This is a genomic window from Luteibacter flocculans (genome assembly GCF_023612255.1).
Taxonomy (GTDB): domain Bacteria; phylum Pseudomonadota; class Gammaproteobacteria; order Xanthomonadales; family Rhodanobacteraceae; genus Luteibacter; species Luteibacter flocculans.
In genome coordinates, this window is sequence record NZ_CP063231.1 from 3,749,220 (window position 1) to 3,774,698 (window position 25,479).

Annotated in this window: 22 protein-coding genes and 1 riboswitch; of the genes, 15 read left to right on the forward strand and 7 right to left on the reverse strand. The window is 64.4% G+C overall.

Annotated features, from left to right (window positions below; all coding sequences use genetic code 11):
• Positions 1-2: 2 nt before the first annotated feature.
• From IM816_RS16305 to IM816_RS16315, 3 genes are read right to left on the reverse strand one after another with little or no spacing between them, the layout of a single operon-like run.
• Positions 3-1,259 carry a heme biosynthesis protein HemY gene (locus IM816_RS16305; protein ID WP_250338886.1) on the reverse strand — a complete coding sequence of 419 codons (1,257 nt, stop codon included), beginning with the start codon at positions 1,257-1,259 and terminating at the stop codon, positions 3-5.
• Positions 1,256-2,422: a uroporphyrinogen-III C-methyltransferase gene (locus IM816_RS16310; RefSeq protein WP_250338887.1), complete on the reverse strand. Its 1,167-nt coding sequence runs from the start codon at positions 2,420-2,422 to the stop codon at positions 1,256-1,258. The genes IM816_RS16305 and IM816_RS16310 overlap by 4 nt, the downstream gene beginning before the upstream one ends.
• 57 nt (positions 2,423-2,479) lie before the next feature.
• Positions 2,480-3,250: a uroporphyrinogen-III synthase gene (locus IM816_RS16315; protein ID WP_072323780.1), complete on the reverse strand. Its 771-nt coding sequence runs from the start codon at positions 3,248-3,250 to the stop codon at positions 2,480-2,482.
• Positions 3,251-3,372: 122 nt separating this feature from the next.
• Between IM816_RS16315 and IM816_RS16320 the strand changes: the two genes are divergently transcribed.
• The 3 genes from IM816_RS16320 to IM816_RS16330 are packed head-to-tail and all read left to right on the forward strand — an operon-like array spanning position 3,373 to position 4,769.
• Positions 3,373-3,834 carry a YiiD C-terminal domain-containing protein gene (locus IM816_RS16320; protein ID WP_072323781.1) on the forward strand — a complete coding sequence of 154 codons (462 nt, stop codon included), beginning with the start codon at positions 3,373-3,375 and terminating at the stop codon, positions 3,832-3,834.
• Positions 3,835-3,863: 29 nt separating this feature from the next.
• The gene (locus tag IM816_RS16325; RefSeq protein WP_072323782.1) at positions 3,864-4,277 is read left to right on the forward strand and encodes a hypothetical protein; all 414 of its coding nucleotides are present in this window, start codon (positions 3,864-3,866) and stop codon (positions 4,275-4,277) included.
• A 45-nt stretch (positions 4,278-4,322) separates the two neighbouring features.
• The gene (locus tag IM816_RS16330) at positions 4,323-4,769 is read left to right on the forward strand and encodes a rhodanese-like domain-containing protein (RefSeq protein WP_250338888.1); all 447 of its coding nucleotides are present in this window, start codon (positions 4,323-4,325) and stop codon (positions 4,767-4,769) included.
• A 7-nt stretch (positions 4,770-4,776) separates the two neighbouring features.
• On the opposite strand, the gene IM816_RS16335 is transcribed toward IM816_RS16330, so the two are convergent.
• Entirely contained in the window at positions 4,777-5,832 is a 1,056-nt protein-coding gene (locus IM816_RS16335; protein ID WP_072324018.1) for a 2Fe-2S iron-sulfur cluster-binding protein, read from the reverse strand.
• A 48-nt stretch (positions 5,833-5,880) separates the two neighbouring features.
• Between IM816_RS16335 and IM816_RS16340 the strand changes: the two genes are divergently transcribed.
• The 12 genes from IM816_RS16340 to IM816_RS16395 all read left to right on the forward strand — a co-directional run bounded on the left by IM816_RS16340 (position 5,881) and on the right by IM816_RS16395 (position 21,293).
• Positions 5,881-6,333, forward strand: a complete 453-nt coding sequence (locus tag IM816_RS16340) for a hotdog fold thioesterase (RefSeq protein ID WP_250338889.1) — start codon at positions 5,881-5,883, stop codon at positions 6,331-6,333.
• A complete protein-coding gene (locus tag IM816_RS16345) occupies positions 6,330-7,277 on the forward strand; it encodes a serine/threonine protein kinase (RefSeq protein WP_250338890.1) in 948 nt (315 codons plus the stop codon). Before IM816_RS16340 ends, IM816_RS16345 begins: the two co-directional genes overlap by 4 nt.
• Positions 7,278-7,310: 33 nt before the next feature.
• On the forward strand, positions 7,311-7,754 hold the full coding sequence (locus tag IM816_RS16350) for a hypothetical protein (protein WP_250338891.1): 444 nt from the start codon (positions 7,311-7,313) through the stop codon (positions 7,752-7,754).
• A gap of 19 nt (positions 7,755-7,773) precedes the next feature.
• Positions 7,774-8,943, forward strand: a complete 1,170-nt coding sequence (locus IM816_RS16355; protein WP_250338892.1) for a class I SAM-dependent rRNA methyltransferase — start codon at positions 7,774-7,776, stop codon at positions 8,941-8,943.
• A 47-nt stretch (positions 8,944-8,990) separates the two neighbouring features.
• Complete coding sequence (locus IM816_RS16360; protein ID WP_250338893.1) at positions 8,991-10,073, forward strand: DNA topoisomerase IB; 1,083 nt, start codon at positions 8,991-8,993, stop codon at positions 10,071-10,073.
• Positions 10,074-10,163: 90 nt separating this feature from the next.
• Positions 10,164-11,060 carry a hypothetical protein gene (locus tag IM816_RS16365; protein WP_250338894.1) on the forward strand — a complete coding sequence of 299 codons (897 nt, stop codon included), beginning with the start codon at positions 10,164-10,166 and terminating at the stop codon, positions 11,058-11,060.
• Between the two features lie 433 nt (positions 11,061-11,493).
• The gene (locus IM816_RS16370) at positions 11,494-13,644 is read left to right on the forward strand and encodes a type I secretion system permease/ATPase (RefSeq protein WP_250338895.1); all 2,151 of its coding nucleotides are present in this window, start codon (positions 11,494-11,496) and stop codon (positions 13,642-13,644) included.
• Positions 13,641-15,038, forward strand: coding sequence for an HlyD family type I secretion periplasmic adaptor subunit (locus IM816_RS16375; RefSeq protein WP_250338896.1), 1,398 nt, complete (start codon positions 13,641-13,643; stop codon positions 15,036-15,038). Before IM816_RS16370 ends, IM816_RS16375 begins: the two co-directional genes overlap by 4 nt.
• A gap of 46 nt (positions 15,039-15,084) precedes the next feature.
• Complete coding sequence (locus IM816_RS16380; RefSeq protein WP_250338897.1) at positions 15,085-15,612, forward strand: hypothetical protein; 528 nt, start codon at positions 15,085-15,087, stop codon at positions 15,610-15,612.
• 160 nt (positions 15,613-15,772) lie between these two features.
• On the forward strand, positions 15,773-16,297 hold the full coding sequence (locus tag IM816_RS16385; RefSeq protein WP_250338898.1) for a hypothetical protein: 525 nt from the start codon (positions 15,773-15,775) through the stop codon (positions 16,295-16,297).
• On the forward strand, positions 16,294-20,784 hold the full coding sequence (locus IM816_RS16390) for a calcium-binding protein (RefSeq protein WP_250338899.1): 4,491 nt from the start codon (positions 16,294-16,296) through the stop codon (positions 20,782-20,784). Before IM816_RS16385 ends, IM816_RS16390 begins: the two co-directional genes overlap by 4 nt.
• A 95-nt stretch (positions 20,785-20,879) precedes the next feature.
• Positions 20,880-21,293 (forward strand): DUF2628 domain-containing protein, encoded by a 414-nt coding sequence (locus IM816_RS16395; protein ID WP_250338900.1) that lies wholly within the window; start codon positions 20,880-20,882, stop codon positions 21,291-21,293.
• A gap of 69 nt (positions 21,294-21,362) precedes the next feature.
• Here the strand turns inward: IM816_RS16395 and pnuC are convergent, their stop codons facing one another.
• The 3 genes from pnuC to IM816_RS16410 form a co-directional block, all read right to left on the reverse strand.
• Positions 21,363-21,962, reverse strand: a complete 600-nt coding sequence (gene pnuC, locus IM816_RS16400) for a nicotinamide riboside transporter PnuC (protein ID WP_425602590.1) — start codon at positions 21,960-21,962, stop codon at positions 21,363-21,365.
• On the reverse strand, positions 21,952-24,132 hold the full coding sequence (locus tag IM816_RS16405) for a TonB-dependent siderophore receptor (protein ID WP_250338901.1): 2,181 nt from the start codon (positions 24,130-24,132) through the stop codon (positions 21,952-21,954). The genes pnuC and IM816_RS16405 overlap by 11 nt, the downstream gene beginning before the upstream one ends.
• Before the next feature lie 58 nt (positions 24,133-24,190).
• A riboswitch (TPP riboswitch) is annotated at positions 24,191-24,287 on the reverse strand.
• 17 nt (positions 24,288-24,304) lie between these two features.
• A complete protein-coding gene (locus IM816_RS16410) occupies positions 24,305-25,441 on the reverse strand; it encodes a phosphotransferase enzyme family protein (RefSeq protein WP_250338902.1) in 1,137 nt (378 codons plus the stop codon).
• Positions 25,442-25,479 lie beyond the last annotated feature (38 nt).

Sequence of the window (25,479 nt, forward strand, 5' to 3'; positions counted from 1 at the left end):
CGCTAAGGCGAGAGGCGCGGCACGCCGTGCTGGTCGCGTTCTTCCACCGCAGTAACGCGGGTATCGATGCGACGGCTGCGCAGCTCTTCCGGCAGGGGCTCGGCGGCGTTGCCGTTGGCGACGCTCAGTGCGTTGCGATAGCAGCGCTGAGCAAGTTCCAGATGGCCTTCGGCGGCGTTGACGTCGCCAAGCGCTTCCCATGCATCGGCCATCGGCGCAATTGCCAGCGCGCGTTCCAGATACGGGCGAGCCTTGCCCCATAGCTTCACGCGCACGCACATGCGAGCGACGGCGGTAAGCAGCACCGGATCGTTGGGATGCGTGTCGAGCCAGGCTTCCGCACGACGCAGGCGCTGGTCGATGTCTTCCACCCCCATGCTGCCGTAGGTGGCGACGAGCGGAGGGGACCACTCGCGACGCAGCGCGGATTCGATTTCGTCCATCGCCGCCATGGTCTGCCCGTAACGCGCGGCTTGCCGGGCGTACGCATCGATGGCGACCGAAAGGCGGCGCTGACCTTTAGGCAACTGCGACCACAACGTGGCGAGCGACGCGCCATCGGGAGCGCTGCTCACGTACGCCGTGACGACACGGGATTCGATGTCGGCATAGGCGCGCGCACCCAGTTCGCCACTCTTCTGCAGCGGTTCGAGCGCACGCAAGGCACTGCGCGGATCGTTCGAGGCCAGCGAGGCCTCAGCGAATTCGAGCCAGCCTGCCGGTGTGAGCGAGCCGGTTCCCGCTTCCGGCGCCAGCAGGGCAGCGGCTTCACTGGCACGGCCGCTGCGGCGAAGCAGGCGGGCGCGAAGAATCCGCGCGGCGTGCGGCGTTTCCTGCGCTGCCTGGTCAAGGGTTTCCAGTGCGCGCGTGGTGTCTTCGCGCCGCTCAGCCGCCTCGGCGGCAGCGAGCAACGCGGGTCCACGCAACGTCGGGTACCGGGCGGCGCGTTGCAGGTCGCGCTCGGCGCTGCCGAGACGGCCTTCCACGAGCGCAACGAGCCCGTCGGCAAGGCGACGACGGCTCTGCCGACGATGACGGCGCGTCATGGCGCCGAAGGGCCAACGGATCAGCGCAACCACGGCGGCGATAGCGGCCCACGCCACGACCAGCAGCACGACGGCCGTAACCACCGTCATCTGCACGTTCGTGCCGCGCAACCGGATAAGCACGTAGCCCGGATCTTCCGCGACCCAGTGCCACGCGAACGCGGCGATCACGGCGACCAGGATGAGACCGACGATCCAACGCCACGGCTTCATGGACGAGCCTCGGGCGTCGCGCCGGTGCTGGACGCCGCCGCGGGGGCTGCCGACGACGCAGAGGACGCCGGTGTACCCACGGCCGTGCCGCTATGCAAGGCATGCACAGAACGCAGATTGCGCAGTTCGGACAGCGCGCCGCCAAGTGCAGGCTTGGCACCCTTGGCTCGGGTCGCGAGCAAGGCGGCAATGCGCGAACGCGCGGCCTGTACGTCGGAGGACGACGTATCGAAACGCGCGGCAAGCGATGCGTCCACACGCTTCAACGCGCGCTCGCGCGCCTCGTCGTCGTAGGCGAGCACCGCTGCTTCGGCTTGCGCCACATCGAGCGCGGCCAGTTCCCGCGCGATCCGCGCGTCGGCAAGGCCGCCCGGCGTACCGTCGTCGTGGCTGACTCGAACGATGCTGCCGAGCGCGGCGCCGGCACGCTGCCAGAAGCCCGGCTGAGCGGTTTCTTCGGTCGCCGCGTCATCGCGCTTCAACGGCAGGCCCGGGATCTGGGCGCGGAGGTCGGCAAGCGTGGCGAGATCGGTGGCGCGGGCCGTCGGCGCGACAGCCGCCAGGGCCTCGCGCTCGGCCGCCACGTCCTGGCGAACGGCGGCAAACGCACTGTCGTTCACCGCCGCCAGCGCCTTGTCGGCAAGCTCATAGGCAGCGAGTGCGCCACTGGCGTCGTTGAACAGGGCAAAGCGCTCCTTGCCCATCCGCAGCAGCGATTCGGCTTCGTCGAGCAGCATCGCGTCGTGGCCGGTCAGGCTGCGCTCCGACAGATTCGCCACGGCATCCTCGAGGTTGCGCGCGCGCTCGGACACGCCGAGCACTTCCTCGCGCACCGAGCGATTCACGGCGTCGGCATCGCCGAGGCGGCGCCGCAGGTTCGCGTTCTCGTCGCGCATGCCATTGACGGTGGCCTGCAGCGTGTCCACCTGGCCGCGCAGGCCATTGGCCGCACCGAGGTCCTGGCGCATGTTCCAGACGGTCCAGCCGGTGTACCCAGCCGCACCCAGGGCGGCCAGCGACAGCAGGATGGCGATCGCCAGGGCGCCACCGTTGCCTCGCGGAGGGCGAGTCGTCGGCGGGCGCTGCGGGTTGGCTGGCGTGGGCGCGGCGGCCGGGGCCGGCGTCGCCGGAGCGGAATCGGTCGTTGGGGTCTCGGTCGTCATGAGCGGCATGCTAACAGGCCATACGCGAACGCATGGCGTATTAGCGTTGCAAGCTGGTCAACGCGAGGTAAACGAGAGCGCGGAAGCCGCCCTCAGCAGGTCCGACGGGAGGGCCGATGTCGCCACCGCCACACGCCGAAACCCCGCCTCGACGGCGATGTCGCGCAAACGCTCGCTGCTGACCACCGCCACGGCCTGAACGAGCTTGCGCCAGGCCGGAGCGACCAAGGCGCGGCGTAGGTGTTCGAGTGCCTCGGCGCTGGAAATCAGCACCGCCGACCGCCGCCCCAGCTTGAGCAGTGGATCGATGTGGCGCCGGTCGATCCGTGGGGCGACGCGGTGATACACATGAATCTCTTCGAGCGATGCGCCGCGCAGGGCAAGCTGCTCGCGCAGCAGCCCTCGCCCGCCCGGCGCCCCGACGAGAGCCACGCGCTTGCCCTGCAGATCCGCCAGTTCCGGCAGGCCGAGCACCCCCTCGCTGTTCTGCGACGACTCCGGAAAGTGCGCGTCGGGAACGTTGGCCGTGCGCAGGGCGCGGGCCGTTCCCCGGCCGACGGCGATCACGGCGGCGCGGGTCGCCAGCGGCAGGACGTCCGCGGCAAAGCGCACGGCGGCGGGGCTGGTGAAGATGACGATGTCGCCATCGAGGGCGCGACGCAGCGCGACGCCTACGGCCGAGGCGTCCTCCGTCGCGCGGAGCGAAAGACCCGGCACGCTGATCGGAATGCCGCCGAGCTTGCGGACGCGCCGCGCCAGCGGCCCGGCGGTGCCGGCGGGGCGGGTGATGACAACCGAAACGTTACGAAGGGGAAGGGAGCGAGACACTTCAAGGCATCCTGCGAGTGACGGTGCAGCATAGGAACCCCGCGTCGTCGCCACCAATGCCGAAGGTTGGGACAGCCATACGGATGCGAACGGGCGTATCGCGCCCTTAGACTTCGCCGCTTATGACCACGATTCACGCCCTGGCCGACCTCGAGCGGTTCATCCTCGACGGTATTCCCCTCGCCCGCGCCATGGACCTGCGCATCGCCGACTTCGACGGCGACCGCCTCACCATGACCGCGCCGCTGTCGCCCAACATCAACGACAAGGGCTGCGCGTTCGGCGGCAGCCTCGCCAGCCTGATGACGCTCGCTTGCTGGGCCCTGGTGGAGGCGCGGCTGCGCCTGCGCGGCGACGATTGCGACGTGTTCGTCGCCGATTCCACCGTGCGCTATCTCGCGCCGGTCTGGGACGATCTTCGCGCGGAGGCCACGCTCGCCCCGGGCGCCGACTGGCAACCGTTTTTCGCGACGCTGGACGCGCGCGGCAAGGCCCGCGGCGACTTCGCCTGCGTCGTGCCCGGCCCCGACGGCAAGCCGCTGGCGAGCCTGGATGCGCGCTTCGTCGCGAAACGCCGGGCATAATGCCGCCCGACACCCCTAGAGGAGCCGCCATGCGCCCGCTCGCCCTGCCCGCCCTTGCTCTTGCCTTCGCCGCCCTCGTGGGATGCGCCACCGACAAGCGCAACGAGGCGCTCAACCGGACGCTGATGAACTACGCCGGTGCCATCCGCTGGGGCGACTTCACCAGCGCCCAGTCCTTCATCGACAAGGACTACCTCGCGGAGCATCCGATCAGCTCGGTCGAACAGGGTCGCCTGCAGCAGCTGCGCGTGACCGGCTACGACGAAGGCGGCGGCCCGCGGCCGGACGGCGAGGACGACGTGATCCAGATCGTGCAGATCAACGTGGTGAACATCAACACGCAGGCCGAGCGCAGCGTGATCGACCGTCAGCGCTGGCACTACGACCGCGAGAAAGGCAAGTGGACCCTGATGACCGGCCTGCCGGACTTCTCGCCGCACTAAGTCTATATAATTAGCCGTTTATCCCTTTGGGACGCGGAAGATCCGATGAACGACGTCATGCAGAAGCTGCCCGCCTTCGCGAGCAACCACACCGCGCTGGTCGCGGCGTTCGTGGTGATCCTCATCGCGCTGATCGCGGGCGAGGTGGGCCGTCTGTTGCGCAAGTGGAAGCCGCTCACGCCGGCCGGCCTCACCCAGCTCATCAACCGCGACACGCCGCTCATCATCGACCTCTCCGCCAGCGCGGATTATGAGAAGGCGCACGTGCCGGGCGCCAAGAACGTGGCGATGAGCCAGTTCGACCCGGAGACGCAGAAAGACCTCTCCAAGGCGAAGGACCTGCCCGTGGTACTGGTCGACAAGGACGGCCGCGGCGTCGGCAAGGCAGCCAACCGCCTCATCAAGGCCGGCTTCACCAAGGTCTTCGTGCTCGATGGCGGCACCTACGCCTGGCAGACCGCTCAGTTGCCCGTGGCGAAGGGCAAGAAGTAACGCCGACTCAGAGGCCGTGAATGCCGGCCCGGCCGCGCAGGATCGCGGCCAGTACGTCGGGCGCCACGTCGAACGAATCGAAGTAGAGCCGATCCTCCGGCAACCCCGCCGCGACGAAGCGTTCGCGCCCCGCGGCGATCATCGCCGGGGGGCCGCTCATGTAGAGATCGAATCCGGACAGATCCGGATAGTCCGCCAGCACGGCCTCGTGGACCAGACCTTCGCGCAGGCCGCTGTCGCGCGCGGCTTCGGGGTCCGACAGCACCGGTACGAAGTCGATCCACGCGCTTTCTTCGGTCCAGCGCCGCGCGAGGTGGATGAGGTAGAGGTCGGCCACGTTCCGCGCGCCCCAGTACACGTGCATCGGACGCCGGGTGCCCAAGGCGATGAAGTGCTCGACGATCGCCTTGACCGGGGCGAAGCCCGTGCCCCCGGCAACGAAGAGCATCGGTCGCTCGGAATCCTCACGCGGCACGAACGTGCCCAGCGGCGCCTCGATGGTCAGGCGATCGCCCACGTGCAGCGACTCGTACACCCATGAAGTGAAGCCGCCGCCCGGCACGTGGCGCACGTGCAGCTCGATGCGGCCGTCTGGCCGCGGGCCGCTGGCGATGGAGAACGGCCGGTGCCGGCCGTCGTCGAGGATCACGTCGAGGTATTGCCCGGGGAGCCAGTTCAGGCGATCCCCTGCCAACGGCCGCAGCCACACGCCGACGACGTCCGGCGCCAGAGCGCGGCGCTCCACGACTTCGGTCTCCACGCGGCGGTGCGGGATGTCTTCCACCGAGGCGATCTCGCGCGCCTGGATGGCGATGTCTCCGCAGGGCACGGCCTGGCAAAGCAGGATGGCGTGGTGCGCGCGCGCCGAGGCCGAGAGCGCGACGGGCGGGTTACGCGGATAGCTGCACTCGCCTTCTACAAGCGTGGCCTTGCAACTGCCGCAGACGCCGCCGCGGCATGAATACGGCAGGGCGATGCCCGCACGCTGGGCGGCTTCGAGCACGGTCTCGTCGGCGGCTGCGTCGAATCGCTTGCCGGACGCTGTCAGGGTTACGGTGGGCACCGGCCCATTGTAGGACAATGGCGGCTTGTCCCACAGGAAAGGCGCGGCATGGCGATCTGGAAGCAACCCACCGACCTCGACCGGATCAATGGTTGGAGCCGCGGCACGATGATGGAAACGCTCGGCATCCACTTCATCGGCATCGGCGACGACTGGCTGCGCGGCACGATGCCCGTCGACCACCGCACGCAGCAGCCGTTCGGCCTGCTCCACGGCGGCGCCTCGGTGGTGCTGGCAGAAACGCTGGGCAGCACCGCCTCGCTGCTGACGCTCGACGTGGACAAGCAGGTAGCCGTGGGCCTCGACATCAACGCCAACCATGTCCGCGGCGTGCGCGAAGGTGTCGTGACCGGCACGGCCAAGGCGCTGCATCTCGGTCGCACGACGCAGGTGTGGGAAATCCGCATCGAAGAGGAAACCGGCAAGCTGGTGTGTCTTTCCCGCCTGACCATGGCCGTGATTGCGTCACCGGGCGGCGCGCCGGGGAACCTGCGCGCGTGAGCGCTGCCGCGCCCTACGCAGCCTTGTCGCCCGATGTCGTGCTTGCCGCCGTGGATGCGGCAGGCTCGTGGAGCGACGGTCGCCTGCTGGCCCTGAACAGCTACGAGAATCGCGTGTTCCAGGTCGGTCTCGAAGACGGCGGTGTCGTGGTGGCGAAGTTCTATCGCCCTGGCCGGTGGTCCGACGCTGCGATTGCGGAGGAGCACGCTTTCGCGATCGAACTGGCAGCCGCGGAGTTGCCGATGGTCGCACCGCTGGTCATCGACGGGCAGACGCTGTTGCGCCACGAGGGATATCGCTACGCGCTCTACCCGCGCCGTGGCGGCCGCGCGCCCTCGTTGGAATCGCGCGATCAGCTCGAATGGCTGGGGCGTCTCCTGGCCCGCATTCACGCCGTGGGTTCGCGCGAGCGTTTCGTAGCGCGCACCACGCTCGACCGCGCGACGATGATCCAGGCGCCCATGCGCGCGGCGTTGGGCTCGGATCTGTTGCCGGCGCACCTGTTCGACGCTTATCGCCACGCCGCCGGCCGCGTGGACGATGCCGTGGCGCAGCGCTTCGAGGCGGTCGGACCGGTACGCCAGCTCCGCCTGCATGGCGATTGCCATCCGGGCAACGTGCTGTGGACGGATGCCGGCCCGCATTTCGTGGATCTGGACGACGCCCGCACCGGCCCCGCCGTACAGGATCTCTGGATGCTGGCAGGCGACGAACCGATGATGGACGCGCTGCTCGAAGGCTACGGCCAGTTCCGCGACTTCGACCCCGGCGAACTCGCCCTGATTCCCGCCCTGCGCGCGATGCGCCAGGTACATTACGCCGGCTGGATCGCGGAGCGCTGGCACGATCCCGCGTTCCCCGCCGCCTTCCCGTTCGCCGCCGAAGCGCGCTGGTGGGAACAACACATCGCCGATCTCCACGAGATCGCCGACGATCTGTTCTGATCCACCGCCGCGCCAGCCTCACCAGGAGACTCCATGCATTCGTTCTTCACCCGCGTCATTGCCGTGTTCGAAATCGCCGGCGGGCTGTTCGGCCTCGTGCATCAGTTCGATCGTTTGCTCGCCGGTCATTTCAGCGGTATCGACGCGATCGTGGCCGTGCTGGGCGTGCTGGTGTTCGGTTTCATCCTCGTAGCCGGCGTCCTGCTCGCGAGCAACGACGGGCGCGGTACGTCGATGTCCATCTGGGCACAGTTCCTCCAGGCGCCGTTGATTGCGACGCCCGTGTTCAGTTATGCCCTGTCGAGCGGCGCCTTTGCCAACCTTTCGCTCACTCTGCAGCGTTCGCCGCGCGTAGGTTTCGACTGGGCCATCGCCGAGCATGGCTGGCTCCTCGCGATCGCCGGACCGTCCTCGGCGCACCTCGGCATCAACCTGCTCGCGCTGGTGTCGTGGCTCGTGCTGCGCTTCGGTCGCTGAGCCCCGGTATCATTCGCCGATGACTATCCCCGCACTCCCCACCATCCGCCTGAAATCCGACCGCGTACCTGGCCACCCCTGGGTCTGGTCGGCTCAGGTCGTGAAGCCCGACGAGCGGCTGCCGCCCGGTAGCGTCGTGGAGGTCCTGGATGCGAAGGGACGCTTCGTAGGCCGTGGCTTCTGGAACGGCCATGCCCGCGTGGCCCTGCGCCTACTGACTACGCGTCAGGACGAGGCCATCGACGATGCCTGGATCGCGGCGCGTCTGACCCGCGCGGTGGAACTGCGCCGCGAACTGCTCCGCCTCGACGCCGCGAGCGATGCGTGGCGCGTGGTGCACAGCGAAGGCGACGGCCTCTCCGGCCTGGTGGTGGACCGTTACGCGAATCACCTCGTGGTCGAATACTTCGCCGCAGGCATGTGGCGCTTCCGCGACACGATCCACGCCGAGCTGCTCCGCCATTTCCCGGGTGCGTCGCTGTACTGGTTCGCGGAGCAGCACGTGCAGCGCCAGGAATCGTTCGACGTGCGCTCGAACGACGCGCCCGCCGCGGTGGACGTCCACGAACACGGGCTCGCCTTCCACGCCGCTCCTGGCCTGGGTCACAAGACCGGATTCTTCGCCGACCAGCGCGACAACCGCCAGCGCTTTGCCGAACTCGCACGCGGCCGGCGTGTGCTTGACCTCTGCTGCAATGCCGGCGGGTTCGCCGTGCACGCGATGAAGGCCGGCGCCCTCGAAGCTACGGGTGTGGACGCGGACGCCGCCATCCTGGAAGTGGCGCGCGAGAACGCACGCATGAACGGCGTCGTCGCGCAATTCGAGCAAGGTGACGTCTTCGAATGGCTGCGCGCCGCCATCGCCCGAGGCGATCGTTGGGATGCCATCGTCCTCGACCCGCCCAAGCTCACCCGCGACCGCAACCAGGTCGTGAACGCGCTGAAGAAATACTTCGCCATGAACCGCACCGCGCTCGACGTCCTGGCGCCGGGCGGCATCCTGCTGACCTGCTCCTGCACGGGTCTGGTCGGCGAAGACGATTTCCTGGAGATGATCCGCCGCGTGGCGCTGAACGCCGGTCGCGATATCCAGGTGCTTCACGTGGCCGGCGCCGGTGCCGACCACCCGGTCGCGAGCAACGTGCCCGAGAACCGTTACCTCAAGGCGGTGTTCTGCCGCGTCGGCTGACGAAGCGTTCACCCGGCCTTGATCGGCCGACAGAACATAGTGCCGGCATGTCCAGGAAACCTCCGGCCGATGCCCTCGTGGTGGCAAGTGTGGAACGAGCCCACGCCAAAGCGGCGGGCCTCGTCTACGTGTGCGACACCGACCCCGGTATCACCCGCTGCAAACGCGGCCAATCGTTCCGGTATGTCGATCCGGACGGCCGAGCCGTCAGCGACCCGGACCTGTTGCAGCGCATCCGTTCACTGGCGATCCCGCCCGCCTACTCGCGCGTGTGGATCTGTCCTAACGAACGCGGGCATCTGCAAGCCACCGGACGCGATGCCCGTGGCCGCAAGCAGTACCGTTACCACGCGCGCTGGCGCGCGACGCGCGACCAGGGCAAGTTCGAGCGCATCGTGGAATTCGGCGAAGCGCTGCCCCGGCTGCGCCGACGCTTGCGCAAGGATCTCGCCCTGCCCGGCCTGCCGCGCGAGAAAGTCCTCGCCCTCGTCGTGAGCCTGCTGGAAGAAACCATGATCCGCGTCGGCAACGACGCCTATGCCAAGCAGAACAATTCCTATGGCCTGACGACACTGCGGTCTCGGCACGTTGCCATGCGCAAGGGTCGTATCCATTTCCACTTTCGCGGCAAGAGCGGAATGTGGCGCGACGTGGCTTTGGACGATCGTCGCTTGGTCAAGGTCGTACGCCGCGTGCAGGAACTGCCGGGGCAGCGACTGTTCCAGTACATCGACGACGACGGGCAGCCCCAGCCGGTGGATTCCGGCATGGTCAACGATTACCTGCGCGAGGTCACCGGCGGCGAGTTCACCGCGAAGGACTTCCGTACCTGGGGCGGCACGGTGCATGCGGTGGCGGTACTCGCTGCCACGGCACTGCCGGAAGAAGGCGGCGAGCGAGCAACGAAGTCACTGTTGGCGGCCGCCGTGAAGGAAGTGGCCGCGGTGTTGGGAAACACGCCCGCGGTATGCCGAGCGTCGTACATCCACCCCGAAGTCTTCGCCGGTTGGCAGGAAGGCAAACTGCACCGCTGCGTGCCTCAGACGGGCTTGCGTTACCCGCGAAAATTGGAAGCAGCCACCCTGTCTTTTCTGCGCCGACGCCTTCGTGCAACGAAGCGCTCCCGTTGAATCGCATGGATGGCTATAGTGCGTGACACGGGGTTCGCGTTCGATGATTCAGGGGCTGTGACGATGTGGCGGTGGAAGGCGGTTCCCCTCATGCTTGGCCTGTGGGCAGGCACGGTTGCGCAGGCGCAGGAGGTCGGCAACGGCTCGCCGGGCGCCATGCCCGACATGACGGAGCACCGTGGCGTGGTGGACGACACCTGGATCATCGCGCCCAAGCGCCTGCCCGGCGCGACCCTCGCTGGCGTGAAGAACTACGCCGACGAAGGCGATATCGCCGCTGGCGTGTCCCTGCGCTACCGCATCGACAACGCGCAATGGATCATCGCCGACGTGTTCATTTATCCCGCAGGCGAAGGCGACAATGCCGCGATGCTTCGCCGTGCGGCCGAGGATTTTCGCGAATCCGTCGCCTACGCCGAACGCCAGCAGATCTATCGCAACGTCTGGTGGGGCGACGAAAGCGCTTATACGGCCACGCTGCCGGGTGGCCGCACCGTCGAGGGCCGTGTTCTGCCGATCGTGTTCGATGCGCAGCAGGACATGCTCGCGTCGCGCGCGTACCTGTTCTATCGCAAGCTTTACTTCGTGAAGATCCGCCTCAGCACGACGGTGGACGCGGTGGAATCGCTCGCCGACGATGCCGACGGCTTCGTCGCCAACCTGCTCAGTGGCGTCGATATCGTGAGCGTCGGCACCTGCGGTCGGCGCATGGATCTCGTCATGGTGCCACCCGGACAGACGCCGCCACCCGACCTGAAGGACGGGGCAAGTAGCGACGGGTATCGCGTGTTGCTCAGGGGCGGAAAGCCCGGCACGCCGGCCTACGCGGCCCAACTGGCGAAGACCATGACGCTGGCAGCGAAGCGGCAACGCGCCAGCGGTTGCACGTTGCTGGACTACCATCCGCCGTTAGAGGACGACACGCGTGCCGTGTTGCACCTGTCGTTCGGTCCCGAGGACTGGGGCACGTCGCCCAAAAGCCCCTGACGACAAACGAAGAACGGCCGGGGCGCGTCCCACGCCCCGGCCGTTGCCGTTCACTGGTTGGTGCACAGGGCTCAAATCCTTGAGCCAGCCATGCCAACCTGCGGCGACCCGTGCATGATGCGCGAGTTCGCCGTTTCGGCACATGGAAGATTTCTGAAAAATCCCGCTATCGATACCTGCATGGCTATCGGCGCAGCCCGCGGGCGGCGGGTTTCTAGGCAGCGCCTGCGCTGCCGCTCTTTACCTCAATTTTCGAAATTAATCATGAGAATCGAGCACGACGCTCGTTTTCTGCTACGCAATGCGTCATTCGATGCATTGCGCCGATATTTGAGACTGCTTCCATGGTGCATGCGAACTGGCACCCCTATCCTTCCGCACCTTTCGGCTTACGCAGATTCAAGCCGAAAGATGACAAGGGCAGGAGCTGGACATGCAAGAAGCAGCGTTGACGGCGACGCCGTGCACCCCCGTGGATGTCGCCGATTCGCTCCTGGCAGCCCTGGTGCTCCTCGCGCGATTCCACGGCGTAGCGGCCGATCCCGCCCAACTGGCGCATGAGTTCGGCAACGGGCGCTCCTTTGACGAAGTAGCGACGTTGCTAGCCGCCAAGTCACTGGGGCTGAAAGCCCGCTTCGTGGATCAACCGCTCGAACGACTTGCTGCCACCCCCTTGCCCGCTGTCGCGCGCATCGACGGTAACGGGTATGCCGTTCTCGCTCGCGTGGATGGCGACGCCGTTCTCGTCCACGACCTCATCGAACGCCGTGTCCGCCGCATCGATCGAGAGCGCTTCGCCAAAATGTACGCGGGACGCCTGTTGCTGGTCGCGACGCGGCAGGGGACGCAAAAGGCGGCAGGCCGATTCGACCTGAGCTGGTTCATCCCTGCCGTGGTGAAGTACCGCCGGCTCTTCGCCGAAGTGATTCTGGTATCGGTCTTCGTCCAGGCATTCTCACTGGTCACGCCACTGCTCTTCCAGGTCGTCATGGACAAGGTGCTCGTCCACCGCACGATCGCGACCCTCAACGTCGTGGCGATAGGTATTGCCGCCGTCGGCTTGTTCGAAGTTCTGCTATCCGGCCTCCGCGCGCATGTATTTGCGCACACCACGAGCAAGATCGATGTGGAACTGGGCGCCGGCCTCTTCCGGCACCTCATCGCGCTGCCGCTTGCCTACTTCGAAGCGCGCCGCACGGGCGAAACCGTCGCCCGTGTCCGGGAACTCGAAACCATACGTGGCTTCCTCACGGGGCAGGCGCTCACCTCCGTGCTTGACCTCTGCTTTGCCGTGATCTTCCTCGCCGTCATGACGATGTACAGCGGCACGCTCACGCTTGTCGTGCTCGCTTCCCTGCCTGTCTACGCCCTGTGGTCGGCGTTTGTCACACCGTTGCTGCGCCGCCGCCTGGACGAGAAGTTCGCGCGTGGCGCCGAGAACCAGGCGTTTCTCGTCGAGGCCGTGAGCGGCATCGGAACGATCAAGGCTGCGGCCGTCGATCCGGGAATGACGCAAACCTGGGATCGCCAGCTTGCCGGTTACGTTGGCGCAGCCTTGCGCGTGACCCGACTAGCCAACATCGGACAACAAGGGGTGCAACTGATCCAGAAGGCCGTCGCCGTGCTGCTTCTGTACCTGGGCGCGCGACTGGTCATCGAGGGCGACCTCACAGTAGGCCAGTTGATTGCCTTCAACATGCTGTCGGGACAGGTGGCCGCACCCGTCGTCCGCCTTGCTCAACTCTGGCAGGACTTCCAGCAAGTCGGTCTCTCCGTGCGCCGGCTGGGCGACATCCTCAACACACCCACGGAACGCGCTGGGAGCCGTGTCGCGCCGCCGGCCATGCGCGGGGAGATCACGTTCGAACGCACGACCTTTCGCTATCGCCCGGACGGCGCGGAGGTGCTGGCAGGCATCGACCTTCGTATTGCAGCCGGCGAAGTGATCGGCATCGTCGGTCGCTCTGGCTCGGGCAAGAGCACTCTCACCAAGCTGGTACAACGCCTGTACGTACCGGAGCGAGGTCGCGTGCTGGTCGATGGCAACGACCTCGCCATGGTCGATCCTGTGTGGCTGCGCCGGCAGGTAGGCGTAGTGTTGCAGGAGAACTTCCTGTTCAACCGCAGCATCCGCGAGAACATCGCGCTGGCCGACCCGGGGGCCTCCCTCGACGAGGTGATCCACGCCGCCCGCCTCGCCGGCGCGCATGACTTCATCCTGGAGCTGGCCGAAGGCTACGACACCCTGGTTGGCGAACGTGGCGGCACGCTCTCGGGCGGGCAACGGCAGCGCATCGCCATCGCCCGTGCGCTCATGACCAACCCGCGCATCCTGATCCTCGACGAAGCCACCAGCGCGCTCGACTACGAATCCGAGCATGCCGTCATGGGCAACATGCGCGCCATCTGCCAGGGCCGCACCGTACTCATCATCGCCCACCGTCTTTCCACCGTTCGCCACGCCGACCGCATCGTGGTACTCGACCGAGGCCGGGTGATCGAAGAAGGCCGGCATGACGACCTGATCGGGCGCGTGGGCGGCAGTTACGCCCGCCTGCATGCGTTGCAAGGCGGCGCGGCATGAAGCAATTCATCGGAGGCATCGCCAGCCATGTCGAGGCGTGGCGCGAAGCGTGGGCAGCCCGACATGTCGCCACGGCCGCCGCACGCACGGCCGACGAGCTCGCATTCCTTCCAGCCCATCTGGAACTGGTCGAATCGCCCGTCTCGCCGACGGCCAGGACAACGCAGCGCTTCATCATGGCGATTTTCGTCGTTGCGCTGATGTGGGCCTGCCTGGGGCACCTCGATATCGTGGCAAGCGCACCCGGTCGCACCGTCACCACATCGCGCACCAAGACCCTGCAGCCGATGGAAACCGCCACCGTACGACGGATCGCCGTACGCGATGGCGATACGGTGCATGCCGGGCAGGTACTCATCGAACTCGACGACACGCAAGCGGAAGCCGACAGGCGCAAGGCCACCGAAGCATTGGCTGCGGCGGAGCGCGAAACGCAGCGTTACGCCTTGTTGGCCGCCGCCATCGACACCGACGCTTTGCCGGTCGCGCCCCACGTTACCGACGACGAAAGACGTGCCCGCGCACTGGCTGCGCTCGACCTTGCGCAATACATCGCCAAGAAGCAGGCATTGGAATCCACGCTCGATCAGCGCCGCCGCGAGGCCGCCACCATCGAGGCCCAACTACCGGATCTGCGCGCAAGCGCCGACATCGCACGCCGCCGCGCGGACGACACCGGGGCCCTCGTCGCCCGCGGTCATGTCGCACGCCACGAACACCTCATGCGCGAACAGGAACGCATGGACGCTGACCGCTCTCTCACCGGTCAGCGCACTCGCCTCGCCGAATTGCTAGCTGCCATCGACGCGGCGGCGCATGAGCTGGAGACCCATACCGCCCTCACCCGCCAGCAAGCGGCCGACCAGCAAAGGCAGGCCAGCGATAACGCAAGTCAATACCGGCAAGACCTCGCCAGCGCAGTACAGCGCAAAAGCCAACTCACCCTCGTCGCGCCAGTGGATGGCACCGCACAACAGCTCGCAATCCATACCGTCGGCGGCGTGGTCACACCAGGGCAGGCGCTACTCGCCGTCGTCCCCGACGACGACCCGCTGGAAGTCGAAGCCACGATCATCAACCAGGACATCGGCTTCGTTCGCGCGGGACAACGCGTCACGGTCAAGATCGAGAGCTTTCCCTACACACGCTACGGCTACGTCGGAGGCACGGTGCAAAGCGTCTCGCACGACGCGGCGCAGGACGAAAAGCTGGGACTCGTCTTTCCGGCGCGGATTCGACTTGACCGAACCTCACTGACCATCGATGGCGTCGATGTCGCACTGACCCCGGGCATGAATGTGACGGCGGAGATCCGCACCGGACGAAGGCGGCTTATCGACTACCTGCTAAGTCCGCTTCGAGAGCATGTGAGCGAGGCGGGACGGGAGCGGTAATAGCAATTTGCAGCCTCATTTGAATAATCGATCGAAGACAACGGACATGCTAATTAACAACCCTCAAGAATGCTCACCCAGGTCAATAGCTCGTAGCTACGGACTGACTGCACTCAGCGCATTTTTCGTCGCCGAGTTTTTCGTTCTGACAGGAGCGGCACCAGGCTTTGCCGACAAAATAGTGATGTTTGGCGGCATCACGAGCTACGGTCTACCCATGGAGCGACAAAGGGAACTGGCCGTTCATCTGCTCGCGCAGACATTAGCGTTTCCGGCGTATTTCATCGTCACTTACAAGGGATTGAAGGTGGCAGTGCATAACGGAACGCACCTAGGCGTTAGAGCCGTCCTGAGCGGACTCTTCTTATCCATCCTGTTCTCACTCCTCCTCTATATGCCAGCGAGGTCAACACCAAACCCGAACATTCACAAGTTCAACCTAGTCCACATAGCCATCCAAGAGTTCAACATCGCTTACTCCTCAATGGTTGGGTTATTTCTGATAGGCATCGCAGCAGGCCTACAGATACCCCCACTCGCGGCATACATGGCATTCAAAAATACTAAGCGTTAAGTACTTAACCACCGAAGATATCCAAAATCGAGATAGTCATGGAAGAAAATAGAAAAGACAACCTTCAAAGCGAAGCCATCAAGCACGCCGATAACGCCGCCGCTGCGGTACGAACCGGATTCGCCCAAGTACTAAGGCCACCCATCCAAAGAAGCGAGCCATGAACAAGCTCACATGTCTACAGTTTGGATGGCTCTTTTCAATTGCGCATTTTTTCCTTAGCTACCTGCTTTCCAGACTGCATCCTCTCTGCTTTCCAAATTATGACCTTGCCTTCATTGAAAGCCAGATCGGCTTAATCAAATGGATGGAGTGGAAAGGATTAAACGGACCAACCCTAAATGCTTATGCATTTTATTCACTTCTTTTGACCCCTTTGTCAGTCGCAGGGTGGCACTGCTTCATCATCGACGCTCGCCCGAGACGCCCAAACCCAACCATCAGAAGCGGCTTGTTCTTCTTAGCCTACCTTCTACCCATAGTTGGGTTCTTTCATCATCAATATGAGCCGAAAGGTGAGAGGTCCACATTCAAATCGCCATTACTTAAGGTTATCGCAAACAGCGATGCACTAACCTCTTTAATATTCAGTTCGAGTGTTTGGCTGGTGGTCGGACTAGCGTACTTGGCCATACTCCCGATATTCGAGTTAGCACTTTGCAAGCATAAAAGGACAAATAAATGACTATGACGAACAGGGAAGAGAGCGGAAACGACGAGACCCTAGCCAACATCGCCGCTCTCTCTGCTATATCGAAAACGGCGATCCTCGGCGGGCTGGACGAATATGAAAAGACTTATCAGAGAGCCACCGCTGCCGGTGTAGGGCGTCACGAAGCGCAGGTACAAGCGCTTGCGTCAATGCATGAGGCGCAAGAGCGACTATTCCTAGAACGAGCGGCGCAGGCTGCTCAGAGCGGAAATCCAACACTTGCAAATCTACTGGCGGATTCTGCGCTGCAGGCTCGAACAGAAGCCCACCTGTTAAGCACCAGCGCAGAGAATGCCAAGGAAACGCTAGAACTTTACGCCCTCACCCGCCACAGCGAATGGTCCAGGCTGGCAGGCGCGAGCGACACGTTGAAGTTCCTGCGCAAGTACGGCGGACCCATGGGTGATGTTGCTGATCTCAGCCTTGCTCTCGTCAACGGAAGCGACGGTGACGTCGCAAAAGCTGTCACTGGAATTGTGTTTGGATTCACCGTCTCGTCGCTGGCGAGGGCGATCGTCGTCGCAGGAGTATCTGCCACCCCAGTTGGAGCCGCGGCTCTTGCCATTACGGTCATCGGAACCATCACGATGGAGTTTTTTGTCACATCCGAAGAATGGGGGAAGCTGGCTGAGCCCTTTAAAGATGCCATTGCCGGGGTCAGGGGGAGCATGTCGGACATATGGCAAGCATTCGTTAGATTCGCCAGCGGTGCAGGTGAGGACATCTCCAGACTGGTCAACGACAAATTCCTCGCTGCCCTCAACCTCATCCGCCGCATCGACCCGCTCGTTCTCGATCTCGATGGCGATGGTATCGAGACCTTGGGAGCCGATGCCGGCGTGCTGTTCGACTTCGATGGCGATGGGGTAAAGACCGGTACCGGCTGGATCAAGGGCGACGATGGCTTCCTTGTCCTGGACCGCAACGGCAACGGTCGAATCGACAGTGGCGCGGAGCTCTTCGGTGTGGATACCGTCAAGCGCGACGGGAAGAAGGCACGCAACGGCTTCGATGCGCTGGCCGATCTCGACAGCAATGGCGATGGCGTGTTCGACGCCAACGACGAGATGTTCTCGCACGTGCGCGTCTGGCAGGACCTGAACAAGGATGGCGTCGCCCAGGCGAATGAGATGAAGTCGCTGTCCGAACATGGGATCCGCGCCATCGTACTCAAATCGAAAGAGGCGAACGAAGACTCCAACGGCAACCTTATCAGCGCCACGGGAACCTTCATCCGCGACGACGGCACCGAGGGTGAGGTCAATGGCAACCAGAGCTTGGCTGCGGACGTCGATCTGGAAAGCAATCCTTTCTACAGCGAGCATACCGATCCCGTCGAACTCGACGATGGCGCCCGGCAGCTGCCGAACCTGCAAGGTTCCGGCATGGTGCGGGAGCTTCGCGAAGCAGCCATGCTGAGCCCCGAGCTACGTAGCCTTTTGGAAGCCTACGCAACGTCGGAAAGCCATCGCGAACAGCGCGATCTTGTCGACCGGCTGATCTCCGCTTGGGCCGCTACGGGTGAAGGTTATCGTCCGTTCGAACAGCGTATCGACGGCCTGGATCGCGATGGCGTAGATTTTCGCTTTGCATTCTCTTGGGAGACCTCGGGCAAGCAGCCGACGGAGGCGCAGAAGCTCTTTCGCGACCGCCTTGCCCGGCTGAACGTGCTGGAATCCTTCAACGGCCAGCCGTTCCTTGAGTTCACTATCGAATCGATGTCAGCGACTTCCGCGCGGGTCAAGGTTCGCATGGGGGCAAACACCACAACTCGCACGGTCGCTATCAAAAACGGCGTTGTCGTGCTTACGGAGTCCGACCTGCCCATCTCGAACGACGCGCTGTCCCTGTTGGATGCTTCGTATCGCGAATTGCTTGGCTCAGTGCAGTCTGGCTTGCTTCTGCAAACCCGGCTGAAATCGTATGCCGACGTGGTGGACATCACTCTGGATGGCGATGTGATAGCGCCGGACTTTGAACGGGTGTTCCAGCGATTGACGGAAGTCTCCGCTTCAGATCCCGTCCGGGGCATCCTGGATGGCATGGATTTGCTGCGTTCATTGAAGTCCTTTGACACTGGAAAACTCGCGAGCCTGATCGAATCGTGGGCCGGCGCGATCTCGCCCGATCAACGCACCCGGATTGACGTCGAACTCCAAGGTGAGGGTCGGGTTATTTTCGGTACCGCGTCTTCTTCGTCCGTCAATGCGGGCGATGGAGGCGATCTTGTTTTTGGCCTGGGCGGCAACGACAAGCTTTATGGACAGAGCGGTGACGATTTTCTGTGGGGTCAGGACGGAAACGACTCGCTCTATGGAGGCGACGGCAACGATGTACTGATCGGCGGCTCGGGCGATGACCGTCTCGAAGGCGGCGCCGGTTCCGACACCTACCTCTTTGGCCGAGGCGACGGCTGGGACACGATCTACAACTCGGACAGATCGGCGAACCGGTGGGACGTGCTGCAGTTCCTTGAGGGGATCACGCCGGAGGACGTCTATGTGCGTCGCGGTACCTACAACGACCTTCTCATCTACATCCGCGACACCAAGGAAGGGGTCACGATCAGCGACTATTTCTACAACGAGGCTTCCCGCCTGGATGACATTCGTTTCGCCGACGGCACGTCCTGGTCGGCTGAGCAAATCAAGGCGATGGTCCTGGCATCCAGCGACGGGAACGATACCCTCCGCGGCTATGCCAGCGACGATGAAATCACTAGCGGACTGGGCAACGACACCCTGCATGGCAACGGCGGCAATGACCGTCTCGAAGGGGGCGACGGTGACGACAAGCTTTACGGCGATGACGGCAACGATGTACTGATCGGCGGCTCGGGCAACGACAGCCTCCGAGGCGGCGCCGGTTCCGACACCTACCTCTTTGGCCGAGGCGACGGTTGGGACACGATCTACAACTCGGACGGATCGGTGGGACGTCGGGACGTGCTGCAGTTCCTTGAGGGGATCACGCCGGAGGACGTCTATGTGCGTCGCGGTACCTACAACGACCTTCTCATCTACATCCGCGACACCAAGGAAGGGGTCACGATCAGCGACTATTTCTACAACGAGGCTTCCCGCCTGGATGACATCCGTTTCGCCGACGGCACGTCCTGGTCGGCTGAGCAAATCAAGGCGATGGTCCTGGCATCCAGCGACGGGAACGATACCCTCCGCGGCTATGCCAGCGACGATGAAATCACTGGCGGACTGGGCAACGACACCCTGCATGGCAACGGCGGCAATGACCGTCTCGAAGGGGGCGACGGTGACGACAAGCTTTACGGCGATGACGGCAACGATGTACTGATCGGCGGCTCGGGCAACGACAGCCTCCGAGGCGGCGCCGGTTCCGACACCTACCTCTTTGGCCGAGGCGACGGTTGGGACACGATCTACAACTCGGACGGATCGGTGGGACGTCGGGACGTGCTGCAGTTCCTTGAGGGGATCACGCCGGAGGACGTCTATGTGCGTCGCGGTACCTACAACGACCTTCTCATCTACATCCGCGACACCAAGGAAGGGGTCACGATCAGCGACTATTTCTACAACGAGGCTTCCCGCCTGGATGACATCCGCTTCGCCGACGGCACGTCTTGGTCGGCTGAGCAAATCAAGGCGATGGTCCTCGCACCTAGCGACGGGAACGATACCCTCCGCGGCTATGCCAGCGACGATGAAATCACTGGCGGACTGGGCAACGACACCCTGCATGGCAACGGCGGCAATGACCGTCTCGAAGGGGGCGTCGGTGACGACAAGCTTTACGGTGATGACGGTAACGATGTACTGATCGGCGGCTCGGGCAACGACAGCCTCCAAGGCGGCGCCGGTTCCGACACCTACCTCTTTGGCCGAGGTGACGGCTGGGACACGATCTACAACTCGGACAGATCGGCGAACCGGTGGGACGTGCTGCAGTTCCTCGACGGGATCACTCCGGAGGACGTCTATGCGCGTCGCGGTACCTACAACGACCTTCTCCTCTACATCCGCGACACCAAGGAAGGGGTCACGATCAGCGACTATTTCTACAACGAGGCTTCCCGCTTGGATGACATCCGCTTCGCCGACGGCACGTCTTGGTCGGCTGAGCAAATCAAGGCGATGGTCCTCGCACCTAGCGACGGGAACGATACCCTCCGCGGCTATGCCAGCGACGATGAAATCGCTGGCGGTCTGGGCAACGACGCCCTGCATGGCAACGGCGGTAATGACCGCCTCGAAGGGGACGAGGGTAACGACAAGCTTTACGTCGGCGACGGTAACGATGTGCCAATCGGCGGCACGGCCTCCTTGCAGGCTTCTAAATCGCCAGGCGCCTGGAGCATCGAGCACGACCTCAACGCACTCATATCGGCCATGGCCGGCACGGGATCGCCCGGCGACATGGCAAGTGCCGTCATGCCACCTCCTCAGCAAATCCAGCCGAACTGGTCTTCGATGGCGGTTTAGCACTCCATCGGCCGCAGGGTGTTTTTTTCCGCAAGCGGGCCAGCATGCGCTACAGCGCCGGCCCCTCGCATCGAACGACATACGGAAGAGACGTTATGGATGAATTGATCAGGGCGCAAGAAAGCGCAGAGTTCCATGGATTGAGCGAGAAATGGCGGGAACGCTTTGCCTTCTTCAAGGTGCATGGAGACCCCCATTCCAAGGGGGCACAGCAGGCTTTTCGGCGTCTTCCCCCGAGGATGAGGCGACGCATCGCGTGGAACTGGTGGGCGTTCTGGATGGCGCCGATTTACCTCTGCGTGCTCGGGTTATGGAGGAAAGCAATTGTCTTATGGGGAGGACTCATTGCCGCGGATATATTCCTGGACGCCGCTGGAATGGATACGACGGGGCTGGTGCGAGCCATCAATCTTGGTTGTGGCATCTATTTCATGCTTACGGTCAACTACGCGTACTACCTGCGGAAAATACATGGTGTTCGCGGGTGGAATCCATTCAGTCCTTACTAGCACGGGCTGCCGGAAGAAAGGGAATTCTTTCGGTGGTTGGGGACGTTGGCGACGCGTCGGCAGAGGCGGTCAATGGGTGAGCGAGTCCTGGCTCTGCGGCATTGGGGACGCCGCGCTGCGCCACGCCCGCCACCCCATCGCCGCGAGGACCACGAAGCCCGCGTACAGCACGGCCGTCACCGGCAACGACTTGTATGCGTACTCGCCTACGTAGATCACGTCCACGACGATCCACAACCACCACGCCGCGGCGTGGCGTCGTGCCTGCCACCACTGCGCGACGAGACTGAATGCTGTCAGTGCGGCATCCAGCCAGGGCAGCGATGCATCGGTATAGCGATGCATCGCATACCCGAGTGCCAGCGCCGCAGCCGTGCCGATCGCGAGGTGCCGACCGGCGTCCCTCGGGTCCAGCGCAGCGATCCTGACGTGGCCGCTCGTATCCAGGTTACGTAGCCAGCGGTGCCATCCATAGAGGATCAGCACCGCGAAGATCACCTGCAGCAGCGTGTCCGAGTACAGCTTGGCGTCGATGAAGATCCACGCGTACGCGATGACCGAGACCAGCCCCACAGGCCAGGACCAGGGGCTGCGCCGGGCGGTCAGCCAGACGGCCGCCGCGCTGACGATCGCGGCGCACACTTCGAAGAGCGACAGTTCAAAAGGCATAGGTCATCGACAGGCGGGCGAGCCGCGGCATGCCAGGGAAGAGATAGCTGTCGCCGCCCGAGCTGCCCGTATCGCGCCAGTAGAAGTGATTGAAGACGTTGTCCACACTGAGCCGCCAGGTCATCGCGTGGCCGCGCAGGCTCGTGGCGAAACGCAGGCCCGCATCGAACACGTGATACGCCGGCACGCGTGTCGCACCATCCGGCGTCGCGACGTTCGTACTGGCGTAACGCCAACCACCGAGCACAGCCCATCCCGGCGCGAACGGCAGGCTGTAGTCGGCATAGACTGCCGTGCGCCAGCGCGGCACGTTGACGACCTGGTGGTCTTCGTAGGTCGGTGCACCGGTGTTCTCTGCACGGGCACGAATGAAGTTCGCGCTAGCGGTGAGGCGCAGGTTATCGGTCACACGTCCCGCAAGATTGACTTCCAGCCCGGTGTGCACCTCTTCGCCCTGCTGCACGAAGGTGAAGGCTTCCGGTGTGTCGCTGGGACGCGCGAACTGATACGGCTGACGAATGCGGTAGACGGCGGCCTGGAGATCGAGACGATCGCTGACCGCGTACTTCACGCCTGCCTCGACCTGCCGCGAATGCAACGGCGGCAGCGTGGTTCCACCGTTGGAGGTCCAATAGGGCGCTTCCCGCCCGAGCGAGAGCCCTTCGCCGTAGCTCACGTATGTGGTCAGCGCGGACACCGGCTGCCACAGCACGGCGGCCTGCGGCAGCGACATGCTGTCCCGCGTCTTCCGTTCGAGGGCGCCGCTGCTGTCGTAGGCGCGCTCGTCGAGACGGACGAACCGCGTACCGGCAAGTACCTGCCAGGTGTCGCCGAGATGGATACGGTCGATGGCGAACAGCGTGCGTTGCCAGCTCGTCAGGCGACGCACCGACGGGCCGGGCTCGTTCGGCGAGGGATCGAAGACGGGCACGACGCGGTCATTGATGTTTGCGGTACCGACGTAGTCGTACACATCGGCGCGCTGATCGACCGTGCGGCGGAACGCGGTAGCGCCCACGTTGAGTTCGTGGTCCACCGAGCCCGTGGCGAAGCTTCCAGTGAGCACGGCACGCACTTCGTCGTTCTGCCGCGTATCGTCCGGGCTGCGGTAGTCGTAGACGTCGTAGTCGCCGTTCGGAGAAAAGAAATAGCCGGGCGTCGCGCCGGATGCGCAGGACGCGGCATAGAAGCAGCCATAAGCGAAGGCCACGTTGTCATCGATGACGGTATGGCTGTGGCCCGCTGAGAGCTGCGCATTCCAGTTATCGCTGAAACGGTAGTTGAAGCGCAGCGAGCTGTTGCTCGAATGAATCCCGACAGGGCGCGCCCACGGCTGGTAACCGAGCAGACGCGTGCGGCTCGCATGCGACGGGATGGCGGTGCCGCCCAGGAGCTGGTAGCCGGACACCGAACGCTGTCCGCTGGTCTGGTAATCGGTATCGAGCAGCAGTGTCGCCTTGTCGGTGATCTTCCAGTCCGCGGCGATCGACACAAAGCTGCGGCGACCGTTGGTGTGTTCGACGGACGAATGCGTTTTCTCGTTCGCGGCGTTGACACGCAGGCCGAACGACTTCGAGAACCATGTGCCTAGATCGAGCGCCTCATACGAGGAGCCGTGCGAATCGGTGCCGACCGTCACTTCGCGCACCTCGGCCGGACGCTTGCTCACGTAGTTCACCAGACCGCCCGGCTCCACGACACCCGCTTCCAGGCCGCCAAGGCCCTTCAGCACTTCCACGCGCTCCTTGCCTTCCAGCGCGAGCAACTGCTCCGCCGACATGATCATGCCGTTGAAACGGAAGCCGGTCGCGAGATCCAGCGGGAAACCGCGGATGGCGACGTCCTGGTAGTAACCGACCGGCGCGTAGTTGTCGTTGATCGCCGCGTCGCCGCGGACCAGCTCGCTCAGGGTGCGTGGTTGGCGGTCATCGATCTGCGCGCGGGTGATGACGGTGATGGCCGCTGGCGTATCATGCAGCGGTGCGCTACCGAAGCTGCCGAACGTATCCAGTTGGGAGTCGGCGGCACGGTAGCTGTTCGAGGTGGTCGCATGAACGTCCACAGCCGGCAGCGTGCGTGCCTGTTGCGGTTTCGTATCGTCATCGGTCGCGTGCGCAGAGGCGGCAAGCGAAAGGAGGGCCAGGGCGAGCGGAGTACGGTAAGGAGTCATCGTCGTCTTCATGGGTCCACGGACGAAGCGACGGCGGGCCGCGCCGAGCCCATGGCCCTGCGCGATCCTGCAAGCTCCCTACGCCGGTCCTAACCGGGTCAGGTTCCAAGGGACTCTCTCAGCCCGGCATTCGCCGGGCACCCCCGCTTCTAGAACGCCTATTGAACCACGATTATTGGCCGGCGTCGCGGATCGCTTTGAGGAACCCCTGCCCCTCGGCCCCGCCGAACCAGCCGGCATGGCCGATCAGGAAGGTGTAGTAGGCCACGTCGGCATGTTCGCGGCGACGCGTTATGCCCTCGAAGTACTCCACCTCGGACAGCGCAAAGTCCATATGAACCAGAGGAAGAACATCGGCGAGCGCGACGAGGTCGGCCGGCGTCAGCGGCCGGATCGCGCAATAGCCGCGAATCAGCGCGAGTGCCAGATCGTGTCGCGCAATATGACCCTTGTCGATGTCCAACCACGCGATCGCATTGCGTTCGATGGCAGTGGCGAGATCGAACAGCGCAAACGTGCGCGCGGAAAGGCCGAAGTCCAGCACGTCGGTTATCGTGGCGTCGTCTTTATCGCCACTCCAGTACAGGTTGGAGACGTGCCAGTCGCCATGTGTCCATAGCGGCGGTTGCGCGCGTGACGCCTGCGCTGCGCGCGCCTGCCAAGGCGCAATGGCCGCGTCGATCTCGTGTCGCCAGTCGCGATCGACGAGGTATTGCGCGAGCGCAGGACGCATCGACCACTGCGCGGCGATCGCGTCGAGTGGATCATCCGACGAAAGCAGTTCCGCACGCGCGACGAGAATATCGGTGCTCCGCTGCGGCGCATCGAACGTGATCGCTGCGTCGTGCAGCCGCGCGAGCATGGCACCGGCTTCCAGCGCATGGCGCTCGCCACCAATCGGCGACCACGAGTACGCCTCGCGATAGACGTCCGTACCACGCGCGGGCTCTTGAACTTCGTAGACCCACTGGTCGGTACCGATCACCGACTCGCCGTCCATTCCGCGCAGGATGCGCGGCACAGGTACCCCGCAGGCGCGCACGGCATCGGAGAAACGATGTTCCTCCGCCAACGTGCGTTCGTCGCGCACGCTGCGATGGTGGCGCTTGATGAACGCGCGGCCCGCCGTGGCGGTCACCAGCGCAGCGGCAGAGAGCGGCCGCGGGCTGCGCCAGTCGATGGAGCGCAGCGTGCCCAGCGATGGATGGCGCGCGAGCACCGTGACGACCTCGTCCACCGTCAACGGCGGCCAGTCGGGTTCCAGTTGGTCGCCGGCAAGGCCGTGCGCGAGGTGGGCATCATCGATCATCGGGACAGTGTAGCGATGCGCGAGCGCGCCGGCCGCAT

Bases quoted from the DNA above. Each gene is read 5' to 3' on its own strand.
- IM816_RS16395 (WP_250338900.1), top strand. From the start codon at position 20,880: ATGGATGAATTGATCAGGGCGCAAGAAAGCGCAGAGTTCCATGGATTG.
- IM816_RS16310 (WP_250338887.1), bottom strand. From the start codon at position 2,422: ATGACGACCGAGACCCCAACGACCGATTCCGCTCCGGCGACGCCGGCC.
- IM816_RS16320 (WP_072323781.1), top strand. From the start codon at position 3,373: ATGACCACGATTCACGCCCTGGCCGACCTCGAGCGGTTCATCCTCGAC.
- IM816_RS16350 (WP_250338891.1), top strand. From the start codon at position 7,311: ATGCATTCGTTCTTCACCCGCGTCATTGCCGTGTTCGAAATCGCCGGC.
- IM816_RS16330 (WP_250338888.1), top strand. From the start codon at position 4,323: ATGAACGACGTCATGCAGAAGCTGCCCGCCTTCGCGAGCAACCACACC.
- IM816_RS16370 (WP_250338895.1), top strand. From the start codon at position 11,494: ATGCAAGAAGCAGCGTTGACGGCGACGCCGTGCACCCCCGTGGATGTC.
- IM816_RS16305 (WP_250338886.1), bottom strand. From the start codon at position 1,259: ATGAAGCCGTGGCGTTGGATCGTCGGTCTCATCCTGGTCGCCGTGATC.
- IM816_RS16390 (WP_250338899.1), top strand. From the start codon at position 16,294: ATGACTATGACGAACAGGGAAGAGAGCGGAAACGACGAGACCCTAGCC.
- IM816_RS16325 (WP_072323782.1), top strand. From the start codon at position 3,864: ATGCGCCCGCTCGCCCTGCCCGCCCTTGCTCTTGCCTTCGCCGCCCTC.
- IM816_RS16385 (WP_250338898.1), top strand. From the start codon at position 15,773: ATGAACAAGCTCACATGTCTACAGTTTGGATGGCTCTTTTCAATTGCG.
- IM816_RS16380 (WP_250338897.1), top strand. From the start codon at position 15,085: ATGCTAATTAACAACCCTCAAGAATGCTCACCCAGGTCAATAGCTCGT.
- IM816_RS16365 (WP_250338894.1), top strand. From the start codon at position 10,164: ATGCTTGGCCTGTGGGCAGGCACGGTTGCGCAGGCGCAGGAGGTCGGC.
- IM816_RS16405 (WP_250338901.1), bottom strand. From the start codon at position 24,132: ATGACTCCTTACCGTACTCCGCTCGCCCTGGCCCTCCTTTCGCTTGCC.
- IM816_RS16375 (WP_250338896.1), top strand. From the start codon at position 13,641: ATGAAGCAATTCATCGGAGGCATCGCCAGCCATGTCGAGGCGTGGCGC.
- IM816_RS16360 (WP_250338893.1), top strand. From the start codon at position 8,991: ATGTCCAGGAAACCTCCGGCCGATGCCCTCGTGGTGGCAAGTGTGGAA.
- pnuC (WP_425602590.1), bottom strand. From the start codon at position 21,962: ATGCCTTTTGAACTGTCGCTCTTCGAAGTGTGCGCCGCGATCGTCAGC.
- IM816_RS16340 (WP_250338889.1), top strand. From the start codon at position 5,881: ATGGCGATCTGGAAGCAACCCACCGACCTCGACCGGATCAATGGTTGG.
- IM816_RS16355 (WP_250338892.1), top strand. From the start codon at position 7,774: ATGACTATCCCCGCACTCCCCACCATCCGCCTGAAATCCGACCGCGTA.
- IM816_RS16410 (WP_250338902.1), bottom strand. From the start codon at position 25,441: ATGATCGATGATGCCCACCTCGCGCACGGCCTTGCCGGCGACCAACTG.